This window comes from Streptomyces sp. MZ04 (assembly GCF_004684775.1).
Classification (GTDB): Bacteria; Actinomycetota; Actinomycetes; order Streptomycetales; family Streptomycetaceae; genus Streptomyces.
In genome coordinates, this window is sequence record NZ_SRIC01000073.1 from 17181 (window position 1) to 30022 (window position 12842).

Sequence of the window (12842 nt, forward strand, 5' to 3'; positions counted from 1 at the left end):
GTTGCGATGCGCATCGGGGGTACTGCGCGGCTGCGGCTCGGGGGCGGGAGTTGCGTACTCGCTGTACGCGCCGCCGGGCTCAGGCTCGTAGGGGGCGTGAGCGTCAGGCGCTGGCCTGGCGTGCACGGTTGCGAGCGGCGCGGCGCTTCATTGCGCGGCGCTCGTCCTCGCTGAGGCCACCCCAGACGCCGGAGTCCTGACCGGACTCGAGCGCCCACTGCAGGCACTGCTCCATGACGGGGCAGCGGCGGCAGACGGCCTTGGCTTCCTCGATCTGCAGCAGCGCAGGACCGGTGTTGCCGATGGGGAAGAAGAGCTCGGGGTCTTCCTCGCGGCAAACGGCGTTGTGACGCCAGTCCATGGCTGCTACCTCTCCTAGGTATTACAAGCAGGTTGCTTGTGAATGTGAACGCTTTCACGAATCCCCTGACAGCGGAAGGGACTTTCGTCACATGTGCGTGACGATGTCCTGTTCGTTTGAGGAGGGGGTTCTGGCTCTCTGTGGGGCCGATGTTGCGGGCCGTCCCGATCGCCATGTAGAGATTCGCAAACCTCGGCGGCGGATACAACCCCTTCCGAGAAGTTTTTTTTGATTCCTCAGTGTCGGCTGGGTCACAGCCGTACTTCTATGGGGTGGACCCTGGCCTAAACGTTCGAGTGAAAGGACTTTGGCGCCTTCTGCTCACACAATCACACGCAGTGCACGGCGTACGCCTGTGAACGTCACGCTCGTCCGCAGCCCCAGGTGGTCACCGTCCATCTGGAGGGGCAGCGGCACCTTGGAATGCAAGGTGAAGTCGGTGAGGTCATGCAGCGTGACCGCGTGCTTGCCGTGTGGTCCGCGATCGGGCGTCGAGGTCAGGAGCTGGGTCCCGTACCGGGCCACCGCGGTGGTCGAGAGCTTGCTCAGACCGAGCACGTCGAGGCCGGTCTCGAAGGAGGCCTGCGGGGAGGCGTACATCGGGCGATTGCCCAGGTAGGTGTAGGGAGAGGTGTTGCAGACTATGGAAAGGACCAGGTCCGTCACGGGGTCCTCGCCGGCCCGTTCCAGCGTGATCATTCCGTGCCTGCGGTGCGGCTCGTCGAGGAACTGACGAAACACCTGACGCAGATAAAGCGCATGAGTGGAGCGCTTCCCGCGTTCCCTTTGCTGTTCGACCCGGCCGACCACTCCCGCGTCGAAGCCGAACCCGGCGGCGAAGGTGAACCAGCGCCCGGGGACGGCTTCGTCCTCCGTGCCGGGAGTGCCCGAGATGCGACCCAGGCTCACCGTCCGTTCGCTTCCCTCACGCAACGCGTCGAGCAGGGCGCCGGTCGCCTCCACGGCGTCGTTCGGGAGCCCGAGGGCCCGCGCGAAGACATTCGTGGAGCCGCCGGGGACGACGGCCAGGCGGGGCAGCCGGTGCGGGTCGGGTCCCTGGTGCAGCAGACCGTTGACGACCTCGTTGACCGTGCCGTCGCCACCGAGGGCGACCACCAGCTCGATGTCCTTGCTCTCCGCGGCCTGTCTGCCCAGGTCCCGGGCGTGGCCGCGGTACTCCGTGGTGACGGCCTCGAGCTTCATCTCGCTGGCCAGCGCATGGATCAGTACGTCACGCGTGCGCGCGCTGGTGGTGGTTGCCGCTGGATTGATCACAAGAAGTGCACGCATGCGAAGCAGAGTACCTAGCGGTCTTTACCCGGCCTAGACCGAGGGTCCGGACCGCCGAGAAGATCGTGGATACGCACAGCTACGCTGCAGGGGTGAGTACTGAGCGGAAGCCCACCCCCGAAGCCCCGGAACCAGGCCCGCGGCCCCCACGCCTGACGGCTGCGGCGGCGCTCGTGGCGCTGGAGGGTGCCGGTCTCCTCGCCATGGGTGTGTACATGCTCGTGATGGGCCTCGCGGGTGACCCCGACAAGCCGGACCAGGCCCTCACCGGCGGCGTCACCCTGATCGTCCTCGCGCTCCTGCCGCTGCTCGCCGCGCGCGGACTGCTGCGGCTGCGCGGCTGGAGCAGGGGGCCCGCGATCATCACGCAGATCCTGGCGCTGCCGGTGGCCTGGCAGCTGTTGCAGGCGGACAGCGTGGCGATTCCCGGCGGCATCGTGCTGGCCGCCATCGCCATCACCGGGCTCGTCCTGCTGGTCAACCCCGCCACGACCGAGGCCCTCGGCATCCGGGGCCCCGGCAACGTACAGGACGACGTGAAATAGCCGCCCCCGTAGGGGTGGCCTACTCCTCGACCAGGAGCTTCTCGCGCAGCTGCGCGAGGGTGCGGGCGAGGAGCCGGGAGACATGCATCTGCGAGATGCCGACCTCCTGCGCGATCTGCGACTGCGTCATGTTCCCGAAGAACCGCAGCAGCAGGATGCGCTTCTCGCGCGGCGGGAGGTCCTCCAGGAGCGGCTTGAGCGACTCCCGGTACTCGACGCCCTCCAGGGCCTCGTCCTCCGCGCCCAGGGTGTCCGCGACCGCCGGGGACTCGTCGTCCGTGTCGGGGACGTCCAGGGACAGCGTGGAGTACGCGTTGGCCGACTCCAGGCCCTCCAGGACCTCCTCTTCGGAGATCGCCAGTTTCTGCGCCAGCTCGTGCACCGTGGGGGAGCGGCCGTGCTGCTGGGAGAGCTCGGCCGTCGCCGTGGTCAGGGCGAGCCGCAGCTCCTGAAGACGCCGCGGGACCCGGACCGCCCACCCCTTGTCGCGGAAGTGGCGCTTGATCTCGCCGACGACCGTGGGCGTCGCGTACGTGGAGAACTCCACGCCGCGCTCCGGGTCGAACCGGTCGACCGACTTGATCAGGCCGATCGTGGCGACCTGCGTCAGGTCGTCAAGAGGCTCGCCCCGGTTGCGGAAGCGGCGGGCCAGGTGCTCGACGAGCGGCAGGTGCATACGGACCAGCCGGTTGCGCAGCTCCGCGTACTCGGGGCTGCCGTCCTTCAGCGTGCGCAGCTCGATGAACATCGCGCGTGCACCGCTGCGGTCCTGCGGATCGTGCCGGGTGTGCTGCTGCTCACCGTGTTCGCTCATGTATCCCGCCCGTTGCGCGCCGCCCCGGACGGAGGGCTGCTCGCGCTCCTCCTGGGCGGTCGGCTCTGCCTGCTCCGACGCGTCGGCCACCACCGAGGGGCCCGGCTGCTCCGGGTCCTCCGGGTGCGGCCTGGCCTGCTGCTCGGGGATGCTCGCGAGAGCCGGCTCCACGGGCGTCTCGCGCCCCCTGGCCGGCGTACCGCTGCCGACCGGCAGACCTCGTGTGCCGCGCTCTTCGTCCCGCACCGGCCCGTCCCCGTTCCTCACGCCGGCCCGGGTCCCGCGCCGCGCTTCTTGTAGAGGCTGATCGAGACGGTGTTGTCCTCGGCCACCGAGGAGTCGACCTGACCCGCGAGGGCGGACAGCACAGTCCAGGCGAAGGTGTCCCGCTCCGGGGCCCGGCCGTCCGTGGTCGGCGCCGAAACGGTCACCTCCAACGAGTCGTCGACGAGCCGGAAGACGCAGCTGAGCACCGATCCGGGCACGGCCTGCTGGAGCAGGATCGCGCAGGCCTCGTCGACCGCGATCCGGAGGTCCTCGATCTCGTCGAGAGTGAAGTCCAAACGCGCCGCGAGACCGGCCGTGGCCGTACGCAGCACCGACAGGTAGGCACCCGCAGCCGGAAGGCGGACCTCGACGAAGTCCTGATTCCCGGGCTCGCCTGCGATCTGGGACACCCTCACCTCCAAGGTGGTACAAGCACTTTCGGGGCTCCAGGTCCGCCGCACAGCGGCAGTCCGGTACAGCGTCACACGGGTAACGCGCCACGTAGTTCAGCGGTGACGCTACCGCGCTCCCCTGTTCCGTGTCCCGGGGACCCCGCTCCGTTCCTGTCACTCATAGTAAGCCTACGGGTACGGACAGTGGCTAGGGGTCGCGCGGGCCCAATTGGAGAGTAAGGGCGTCGGGTTGACGTACCCAGGCCTCAGACGATCGAACCGTCCACGAAGCACCAACGCCAGCTCTCGCCCGGTTCGAAGGTCCTCATCACCGGATGCCCGGTGTCCTTGAAGTGTGCCGTCGCGTGCCGGAAGGGCGAGGAGTCGCAGCAGCCCACATGGCCACAGACCAGACAGAGCCGCAGTTGCACCGGGTGACTGCCGACCGCGAGGCATTCCGGGCAGGTGTCGGTCAGCGGCGTCGGTTCGGGGTGCGGCAGCGCTGCGACGTGCGGGCACTCGTTCATGATTGCCAGGTTACGACGGGAACGCGTTTCGCGAAGGGCCTGGCCGATGGACGTATTGCCCCTGGTGGCGCTGATCGCGGCGAGCGCGGCGGTGGCCGGAGCCGCGCGCTGGACGCCGGTGCCCGCGCCGCTGCTCCTCGTCGCGGTGGGGCTCGGCGCCGCGTACGTGCCCGGGGTCCCGGACTACCACCTGGACCCGCACATCGTGCTGCCGCTGATCCTGCCGCCGCTGCTGCACACCGCGGCCCTGGAGAGCTCGTACCTGGATCTGCGCGCCAACATCAGGCCCGTGGCGCTGCTCTCGGTCGGGTACACGCTCTTCGCCACCCTGTCGGTCGGCTGGCTCGCGTATCTGCTCATCCCCGACCTGCCGTTGACCGCCGCCCTGGTCCTCGGGGCGGTGATCGCGCCGCCCGACGCGGTGGCGGCCACGGCCATCGCGCGCAAGGTGGGGCTGCCGTCGCGCATCACCACGATCCTGCAGGGCGAGTCCCTGGTGAACGACGCGACCGCGATCACCGCCTACAAGGTCGCCCTCGCGGCGGCGGTCGGCGAGGGTGCCAGCTGGTCGGGCGGGATCAGGGAGTTCCTGGTGGCCGCGGTCGGCGGGGTCGGGGTCGGGCTCGTCCTCATGGTGCCGATCCACTGGCTGCGCAGGCACATGAAGGAGGCGATGCTGCAGAACACGCTCTCCTTGCTGATCCCCTTCGTCGCGTACGCGGCCGCCGAGCAGGTCGGGGCCTCCGGAGTGCTCGCCGTGGTCGTCGTCGCCCTGTACCTGGGGCACCGCTCCTGGGAGGTCGACTTCGAGACGCGGCTCCAGGAGGCCGCGGTGTGGAAGGTGGTCGCCTTCATCCTGGAGTCGGCGGTGTTCGCGCTCATCGGGCTCCAACTGCCGCTCGTGCTCAAGGGGCTCGGCGAGTACAGCGGGGTGCAGGCCGCCTGGTACGCCCTGGGGGTCTTCTTCTTCGTCGTCGCCATGCGCTTCGTGTGGTCGTACCCGGCCACCTACCTGCCGCGTCTGTCGCCGCGGATCAGAGAGCGCGAGAGCGACATGGACTGGCGGCGGCCACTGATCGTCAGCTGGGCCGGGATGCGCGGGGTGGTCTCGCTGGCGATCGCCTTCTCCATCCCGCTCGTCATGGACGACGGGGAGCCCTTCCCGGCGCGCAACCTGGTGCTCTTCCTGACCTTCACCACGGTGATCGCCACGCTGGTCGCGCAGGGGCTCTCGCTGCCGTGGCTGATCCGTGTCCTGAAACTGCCGGGCCGGGACGCCCAGGCGGAGACCCTCGCGGAGGCGCAGGCCCAGAACGCCGCCTCGGAGGCCGCGGAGCAGCGGGTGGACGAACTGATGCGGGACGAGCGCAACCGCCTTCCACAGCCCCTTCAGGACCGTCTGCGCACCGTTCTCGAACGGCGCCGCAACTCCGTGTGGGAACGGCTCGGGCAACCCAACCCCGTGACGGGGGAGTCGGCGGACGACACCTATCGCAGGCTCACCAGGGAGGCGATCGCCGCGGAGCGGGAGGTGTTCGTGAAGATGCGGGACGAGCGGCGCATCGACGACGAGATGATGCGGACGCTGCTGCGCAAGCTGGACCTGGAGGAGGCGGCGGCCTACCGGGAGGTCGAGGACTGATCCTGTCCCGGCGCCTTGTCCGTTGCCGTGATCACCGCCGTGACGGTGGTGCCGGGGGCGAAAGCGCCCTCTTCGGAGAGGGCGGTCAGCGCGTACAGGAGCTTGGCCACGTAGACGCGCTCTACGGAGAGGCCGTGTCGGTCCTCGAAGTCCTCGGCGAAGGCGGTGAGTTCGGGGGTGGTGCGGGCGTAGCCGCCGCAGTGGAAGCGTTCGTCCAGGTCCCAGTTGGGGGTGCGGGCGCCGAAGGTCCGCCGCTGCAACTCCGCTATGTCGTCGCCGAGGAAACCGCCCTTGAGCACCGGTATGCCGAGGGCCCGCTGGTCCGGGGCGAGGCCCGCGGCCAGGCCCGCCAGGGTGCCGCCGGTGCCACAGGCGACGGCTGCGACGTCCGTGCGGCCGCGGAGTTCCTCGCCGAGAGCCGTGCAGCCCTGTACGGCGAGGGGGTTGCTGCCGCCTTCGGGGATGACGTATGAGTCCTCCGCGCCGGTCTCGCGCAGGAGCGCGGCGAGGATCTCGGGGTCCGCCTTTCGTCGGTACGTCGATCTGTCGACGAAGTGCAGGCGCATGCCGTCCGCCGTGCACTGGGCCAGGGACGGGTTCAGGGGGCGGTCGGCGAGTTCGTCGCCGCGGACCATGCCGATGGTGGCCATACCCAGGAGGCGGCCGGCGGCCGCGGTTGCCCTCAGATGGTTGGAGTAGGCGCCGCCGAAGGTCAGCAGGGCGGGGTGGTCCGCGGCGAGCGCCGCCTCCAGGTTCAGGGCCAGCTTTCGGTACTTGTTGCCCGGGAGATCCGGGTGGATCAGGTCGTCCCGCTTGAGCGTGAGGCGCACGCCGTGCCGGTCGAAGCGGTCGTCCTCCACTTCCTGGAGAGGGGTGGGGAGGCGCGGGTGCAGACCTGCCGGCGGGGTGGTGCTCACCCCGCCATTCTGCCTGCACCTCGGGCCGGGGCTACTTGAGGCGTTCTCCGATGCGGTCCCTCATCCAGTCCATGGTGAAGCCGCGGGGGTCGATCTTGCCCGGCTGCCATTCCAGGTGGCCGATCACCGAGCGTTCCGTCCAGTCGTGGTGTCGGCAGATGGCTGCCGAGACCCGCTCGATGGCCTCCAGCTGTTCGTCCGGCCACGGATCCTTGCCGTCGCCGAGGTTCTCGCACTCGAAGCCGTAGAAGTGGCGGTTGCCGTCGGTGTTCGCCTCGTTGTCCGGGGGGAGCCTCTTTTCGGCGATCACGGCGCGCAGTACGTCATCGTCACCGAGCCCCGCGTGGTTGGCGCGGCCGTAGCCGACGAGGTGCACGCGGCCGTCCTTGGTGATGACGCCGTGACAGAGCGGCCCCGGCAGGGACGCGTAGCCGTCGCGGCAGATCTCCACCGTCCGTTGGCTGCCGGAGGTGACGGTGTGGTGGATCATCACGCCGTGCACCTGGCCCCACGGGCCCTTGTGGTTGCGGTTGTGGTGCTCCCAATCGCCGACTTCGACGACCGTCACGCCTTCGTCCCTGAGCACGTCGAGAAACCTGCCCGCGGACATGGGTGGGGCCATGGCTGACTCCTTCGCGGAGCGCGACGGCCGCCGGTCGCGGACCGTCTCGTATGTCCGCTTTTACCGGAACTACGGTGACCGGACCAGCCGTTCGGACGTATTCCGTGGCTGTTCGGGCGCCGTGCGAGCCGATTCGGTCAGCCGCGGTGGTCGCCGCCGTGCACAAACGCGTCCCCGTGCGTCGCGATGTGGGCCTCGAGCGCCTGCAGGGCCTGCTGCGTGTCCTGCGGGGAGCCGGTGCCGCGCTGCTGCGCGTAGTACGCCGCGCCCAGCTTCTTCAGGAGATCGCCGCCCGCGCGGTGCGCCTGGACTTCGTCGAGCTTCTGCTTGCCCTGATTGAGTCCCCGCTGCGCCTGTTCCTTGGCGCGATCCAGGAAGCCTGCCATTGCCGTCTCCTGCCGATTGCCGATTGCCGATTGATGCGGGTGGTGTCCGTCGTGGTGCCTGTGAAGTCACTCGTTCAACGGGTGCCGGGATCTCGGAGTTCCCCGAACATCCCATACGCGGGGGTTGCCCCGTCCTTGGTGATCCATTCCCGCTCGTTTGTGTAATGGCGCGGGCACACGCCGTGCTGCAAGTGTTGTCGGCGCAGATCACGCTTGATCGGGAGGGCATAGCCAATGTCGGTAGGCGAAGAGGTCCGTGCGGAGCAGGCGAAGCCGCAGCAGAGTCTGGGTACTTCGGCCGCACGGAATCTGGCCACCACCACCAAGTCCGCGCCGCAGATGCAGGAGATCAGCTCCCGCTGGCTGCTGCGGACGTTGCCATGGGTGCAGGTGCAGGGCGGTACGTATCGAGTGAACCGGAGGCTGAGCTACTCGGTCGGCGACGGCCGGGTCACGTTCGTGAAGACGGGGGACCGGGTCCAGGTCATCCCCGCGGAACTCGGCGAGCTGCCGGTCCTGCGGGACTACGAGAACCTCGAGGTGCTCGGCGAACTCGCCCAGCGCTGTCAGCAGCGGGAGTTCGCCCCCGGCGAGGTCATCGCCTCCTTCGGCAGCCAGGCCGACGAGGCGTTCCTGCTCGCGCACGGCAAGGTCGAGAAGATCGGCACCGGACCCTACGGCGACGACACCGTCCTCGGGACGCTCGCCGACGGTTCCTACTTCGGCGATCAGTCCCTGCTCGACCCGGAGGCCATCTGGGAGTACACGATCCGCGCGGTGACCGCGTGCACCGTGCTCACGCTGCCCCGCCAGGACCTCGACCAGGTCGCGGAGCGCGCGGACTCGCTCGGCGACCATCTCCAGCGGCTGCGGGCCGTCCCGGCCCAGCGGACGAACAACTTCGGCGAGGCGCCCATCGACCTCTCCGCCGGACACGTCGGCGAGGCCGTGCTGCCGGGCACCTACGTCGACTACGAGGCGGCGCCCCGCGAGTACGAACTGAGCGTCGCCCAGACCGTGCTGCGGGTCCACTCGCGCGTGGCCGACCTCTACAACCAGCCGATGAACCAGACCGAGCAGCAGCTGCGGCTCACGGTCGAGGCGCTCAAGGAGCGCCAGGAGCACGAGCTGATCAACAACCACGAGTTCGGCCTGCTCCACAACTGCGAGTACGAGCAGCGGCTGCAGCCGCACGACGGCGTGCCGAGCCCGGACGACATGGACGAACTGCTCAGCCGCAGGCGGGGTTCGAAGCTCTTCCTCGCCCACCCGCGCGCGATCGCCGCGTTCGGCCGCGAGCTCAACAAGCGCGGGCTCGTGCCGGAGACCATCGACATGGGGGGCAACCGCATCCCCACCTGGCGCGGGGTACCGATCTTCCCGTGCAACAAGATCCCGGTCACCGAGGCCCGCACCACCTCCATCATCTGTATGCGTACGGGAGAGGAGGAGCAGGGTGTCATCGGCCTCCACCAGGCGGGCATCCCGGACGAGATCGAGCCGAGCCTGTCGGTGCGCTTCATGGGCATCAGCGAGCAGGCGATCATCTCGTACCTGGTGTCGACGTACTACTCGGCGGCGGTCCTGGTGCCGGACGCGCTCGGCGTACTGGAGAACGTCGAGATCGGCCGCTGGTCGTGAGCCCGTGTCTGTGGTCGCGCGGCAGGGTAGACCCACCCCGTACGCGCCCACAGGCCCAGGAAACGCCACCGTCCGCATCCTTCCCGGGGTGAGTCCATGACGGACACGACGACGGACATGACGGAGATGGCACAGGGCACTGCCGATGCGTACGAGGGGCACGAGGCGGCGGAGATCCTGGCGTCGGCGCGGCTCCGCGTCGACCCGGAGCTGCGCCGGGCCGTCGATTCGCTGCCCGGATCGATGCGCCGCGTCGCGCTCTACCACTTCGGCTGGGAGCACGCGGACGGCACACCGGCCGCGGGGCACGCGGGCAAGGCCATCAGGCCGGCGCTCGTGCTCGCCGCGGTGCGGGCGCTCGGCGGGGACCAGGCGATGGCCGTCCGGGCCGCCGCCACCGTGGAGTTGACCCACAACTTCACCCTGCTGCACGACGACGTCATGGACCGCGACACCACCCGAAGGCACCGGCCCACCGCCTGGACCGTGTTCGGCGAGGCCGACGCGATCCTGGCCGGTGACGCCATGCAGGCGCTGGCGTTTCGGCTGCTCGCCGAGGACCCGCACCCAGCGGCATCGGCGGCGGCCGCGCGCCTTTCCTCCTGCGTGGTGGAGCTCTGCGCGGGCCAGCACGCGGACTGCGCGCTGGAGAGCCGGGGCCCCGACGAGGTCACGCTCGACGAGTGCCTCGCCATGGCCGAGGCCAAGACGGGGGCGCTGCTCGGGGCCGCCTGTGCGCTGGGGGCGCTGTACGCGGGCGCGGGGCGCGCCGAGGTGGACGCGCTCGACGGGTTCGGCCGCGAGGCCGGGCTCGCCTTCCAGCTCATCGACGACGTGATCGGCATCTGGGGCGACCCGGGCCGCACCGGCAAGGCGGCCGGTGCCGACCTCATCGCCCGCAAGAAGTCCCTGCCGGTGGTCGCCGCGCTGGCGTCCGGCACCCCGGCCGCCGACGAACTGGCCGAGCTGTACGGGCGGCCGCCCGCCGAGGGCGACCTGGACCGCACGGTCCGCGCCGTCGAGGCGGCGGGCGGCAGGGACTGGGCGCTGCTGCACGCGGCGGACCGGATGTCCCGCGCGGTCAACCAGCTGGCCGGCGCGGTGCCGGTCCCGGAGGCGGCGGGCGGCCTGCTGGCCCTCGCGGAGTTCGTGACACGGCGTACGCACTGAACGTACCGAGGAGAACCACAGGTACCGAGAGGAGATCCACGAGGCGCGCGACAAGCGAGGGACGAGTCAGAGGGACAGGTCAGAGGGACAGGTCAGAGGGACAGGTCAGAGGGACAGGTCAGAGGGACAGGTCAGCAGGGCCCCGCACTCCGCCGATATCCGGACAGGGTGCGGGGCCCGGCCATGTGCGGGGGCGCGATCACTTAGGCTGCAACCGGCGGCGCGGGACACGCAGTTGAGCGTGGCAGGGCGGGCGTGGCCGAGGGGCAGTCGAGGGGTTAAGGGGCGGGCCGTGGGAGTAGCGATCCGGAGAGCCGGCGAGAGCGACAGGACGGAAGTGGTCCGGTTGCTCGACGCGGCGTTCCAGGACGATCCGGTGAGCGGCTGGGTCTTTCCCGACCGGGAGTACCGCCGCGAGAGGCACAGCGGCCTGATGGCCGCCTTCCTCGACATGGCGCTGAGCGAGGGGTACGTCGACATCACGGAGGACGGCGCGGCCGTCGCCCTGTGGTGGTCCGTCCCCGCGGGTGCGCACGATGACGGCGAGGACGGGCCCGCGCAGCTCCGCGAGGCCGTCGATCCGCGGAACACGCGGATCGAGGAGATCGGCCGGCTCACCACCGAGGCGCACCCCTCCGACCGGGCCCACCAGTATCTGCACATGATCGGCGTGCGCCCCGAGCGGCAGGGCGAAGGGCTCGGCTCCGCGCTGATCGACGGCGTACTCGACCGGTGCGACCGCGAAGGGCTGCACGCCTATCTGGAGGCGAGCAGCAGCCGCAGTCGTGCGCTGTACACACGGTTGGGATTCGCTTTCACCGGGAGCGCCATCGATCTGCCGGACGGTCCGCGGATGTGGCCGATGTGGCGGGAACCGCAGTCGCCCGATTCGGGCCGCGACAGCCGACGATTCGCATAAAGTCGCTACATTGCGGCTGTGCTGTCCGCGGGCGCGACGAAGGGTGTGCATCTCATGTCCTGCCAACTGCTTCACGAGATGTTGGTCGGCGTATCCCGCGAGACTTCGGGTTCCGCATCCGGCGACACTTCAACTACCGCATCCCGCGCATTACTTGTGGCGGAGGCCCTCGTGGAAGTGGCTGGCTCCCTGGCCGATGAATTCGACGTCGCCGAGTTCCTGCACAACCTCACCGTGCGCTGTGTGGAATTGCTCGGCTCGACGGCGGCCGGCGTCATGCTGGCCGAGCCCGATGGCCGGCTGCGGCTCGGCGCGGCGTCCAGCGGGCAGCCCTGGGTGCTCGATCTGTTCTCCCTGCAGGAGGTCCAGGGGCCGAGCCTGGACTGCTGCCGGTCGGGCACGGCGCACACGAACATCGCCCTCGGCGGCCGGGAGGCGTCCGCCGTCTGGCCGGAGTTCGCCCAGAACGCGCTGGCGGCCGGGTTCTCGACGGCGCAGGTGCTGCCCCTGCGGCTGCGGGGCGAGGTCATCGGCGCGCTGAACCTCTTCCACGCGCGGGGGGATGTGCTGGGCCCCGACGAGGTGGCGCTCGCGCAGGCCCTCGCGGACGTCGCCACGATCGTCATCGTGCAGCGGCGTTCCCTGGAGCAGAGCGAGGAGGAGCGCGGCCAGTTGCAGGCGGCGCTCAGCAGCAGGGTCAGCATCGAACAGGCGAAGGGCGTGCTCGCCGAGCGCTGGCAGTGCACGGTCGACGAGGCGTTCACGGCGCTGCGGGGGCATGCGCGGGCGAATCGGCTGCGGCTTTCGGAGCTGGCGCGCCAGGTGGTGGACGGGGAGTTCGACACGGACGGAATGCGTCCGTTTCGGCCCCGAAAAGGCGGCGGGAATTAGAGAGGGGCTTCATGGCCGACCCCCGGCTGGATCAGTAGACCCCCGGCTGGACTATCCGCCCCGCGCACACCGCCATATCCTGGACGTATGGGCAGCGATGGGAGCCGGTCCCGCGCCCGCCCGCAGGACGAGCCGGTGTGCCCGACCTGCGGACGGCCTGTCGGTACGGCCATCAAGCGGCGGAAGGTGCTCGGGGCGTACGTCCCCGTGTGGGGCCCTGGCCCGTGCCACAACCCGCAGTGCGAGGCGTGCGTGGACGAAGTCGCCGAACCCGTGAAGCAGCAGTCACCGGAGCAGCAGTCACCGGAGCAGCAGCAACCCGACGAGACCTAGGCCCCGGCTGTAAGGTCAGTGTGTCGCCTGGGGAGGGACGGACGGATGGGGCTGCGGGGCGTGACCGGCTGCGCTGTTGCGGGACTGATGGTGGTGGGGCTCGCGGGGTGCGGATCCGACTCCTC

The 12842-nt window shown here is 69.9% G+C and carries 15 protein-coding genes; 7 read left to right on the top strand and 8 right to left on the bottom strand.

Going from position 1 to position 12842, the window contains the following annotated elements; all coding sequences use genetic code 11:
* Positions 1-103: 103 nt before the first annotated feature.
* Entirely contained in the window at positions 104-361 is a 258-nt protein-coding gene (locus E2651_RS17665) for a WhiB family transcriptional regulator (protein WP_016639615.1), read from the bottom strand.
* A 321-nt stretch (positions 362-682) separates the two neighbouring features.
* The gene (locus E2651_RS17670; protein ID WP_135332113.1) at positions 683-1651 is read right to left on the bottom strand and encodes a diacylglycerol kinase family protein; all 969 of its coding nucleotides are present in this window, start codon (positions 1649-1651) and stop codon (positions 683-685) included.
* Positions 1652-1743: 92 nt separating this feature from the next.
* Between E2651_RS17670 and E2651_RS17675 the strand changes: the two genes are divergently transcribed.
* Complete coding sequence (locus tag E2651_RS17675) at positions 1744-2196, top strand: hypothetical protein (protein ID WP_135332114.1); 453 nt, start codon at positions 1744-1746, stop codon at positions 2194-2196.
* A 19-nt stretch (positions 2197-2215) separates the two neighbouring features.
* Here E2651_RS17675 and E2651_RS17680 read toward each other — a convergent pair whose 3' ends face one another.
* The 3 genes from E2651_RS17680 to E2651_RS17690 all read right to left on the bottom strand — a co-directional run bounded on the left by E2651_RS17680 (position 2216) and on the right by E2651_RS17690 (position 4196).
* Complete coding sequence (locus tag E2651_RS17680) at positions 2216-3277, bottom strand: RNA polymerase sigma factor SigF (RefSeq protein WP_135332115.1); 1062 nt, start codon at positions 3275-3277, stop codon at positions 2216-2218.
* The gene (locus tag E2651_RS17685; protein ID WP_135332116.1) at positions 3274-3687 is read right to left on the bottom strand and encodes an anti-sigma regulatory factor; all 414 of its coding nucleotides are present in this window, start codon (positions 3685-3687) and stop codon (positions 3274-3276) included. Before E2651_RS17685 ends, E2651_RS17680 begins: the two co-directional genes overlap by 4 nt.
* A gap of 248 nt (positions 3688-3935) precedes the next feature.
* Positions 3936-4196: a UBP-type zinc finger domain-containing protein gene (locus tag E2651_RS17690; RefSeq protein WP_135332117.1), complete on the bottom strand. Its 261-nt coding sequence runs from the start codon at positions 4194-4196 to the stop codon at positions 3936-3938.
* Between the two features lie 46 nt (positions 4197-4242).
* On the opposite strand from E2651_RS17690, the gene E2651_RS17695 reads away from it, so the two are divergent.
* Positions 4243-5838, top strand: coding sequence for a Na+/H+ antiporter (locus E2651_RS17695; protein ID WP_135332118.1), 1596 nt, complete (start codon positions 4243-4245; stop codon positions 5836-5838).
* On the opposite strand, the gene E2651_RS17700 is transcribed toward E2651_RS17695, so the two are convergent.
* The 3 genes from E2651_RS17700 to E2651_RS17710 form a co-directional block, all read right to left on the bottom strand.
* Entirely contained in the window at positions 5817-6755 is a 939-nt protein-coding gene (locus tag E2651_RS17700; protein WP_135332119.1) for a pyridoxal-phosphate dependent enzyme, read from the bottom strand. The two genes, E2651_RS17695 and E2651_RS17700, sit on opposite strands and share 22 nt — an antisense overlap.
* Before the next feature lie 31 nt (positions 6756-6786).
* Entirely contained in the window at positions 6787-7377 is a 591-nt protein-coding gene (locus tag E2651_RS17705; RefSeq protein ID WP_135332120.1) for an N-acetylmuramoyl-L-alanine amidase, read from the bottom strand.
* Positions 7378-7514: 137 nt separating this feature from the next.
* The gene (locus E2651_RS17710; RefSeq protein ID WP_135332121.1) at positions 7515-7763 is read right to left on the bottom strand and encodes a hypothetical protein; all 249 of its coding nucleotides are present in this window, start codon (positions 7761-7763) and stop codon (positions 7515-7517) included.
* A gap of 234 nt (positions 7764-7997) precedes the next feature.
* Here E2651_RS17710 and E2651_RS17715 point away from each other — a divergent pair, with 234 nt between their 5' ends.
* From E2651_RS17715 to E2651_RS17735, 5 genes are all read left to right on the top strand, one after another.
* Complete coding sequence (locus E2651_RS17715; RefSeq protein WP_135332122.1) at positions 7998-9404, top strand: family 2B encapsulin nanocompartment shell protein; 1407 nt, start codon at positions 7998-8000, stop codon at positions 9402-9404.
* A 96-nt stretch (positions 9405-9500) separates the two neighbouring features.
* Positions 9501-10574 (top strand): family 2 encapsulin nanocompartment cargo protein polyprenyl transferase, encoded by a 1074-nt coding sequence (locus E2651_RS17720; RefSeq protein WP_135332123.1) that lies wholly within the window; start codon positions 9501-9503, stop codon positions 10572-10574.
* Positions 10575-10866: 292 nt separating this feature from the next.
* A complete protein-coding gene (locus E2651_RS17725) occupies positions 10867-11493 on the top strand; it encodes a GNAT family N-acetyltransferase (protein ID WP_135332124.1) in 627 nt (208 codons plus the stop codon).
* A 171-nt stretch (positions 11494-11664) separates the two neighbouring features.
* On the top strand, positions 11665-12384 hold the full coding sequence (locus tag E2651_RS17730) for a GAF and ANTAR domain-containing protein (RefSeq protein WP_245238941.1): 720 nt from the start codon (positions 11665-11667) through the stop codon (positions 12382-12384).
* A gap of 87 nt (positions 12385-12471) precedes the next feature.
* Positions 12472-12717 (top strand): hypothetical protein, encoded by a 246-nt coding sequence (locus tag E2651_RS17735; RefSeq protein ID WP_135332125.1) that lies wholly within the window; start codon positions 12472-12474, stop codon positions 12715-12717.
* Positions 12718-12842 lie beyond the last annotated feature (125 nt).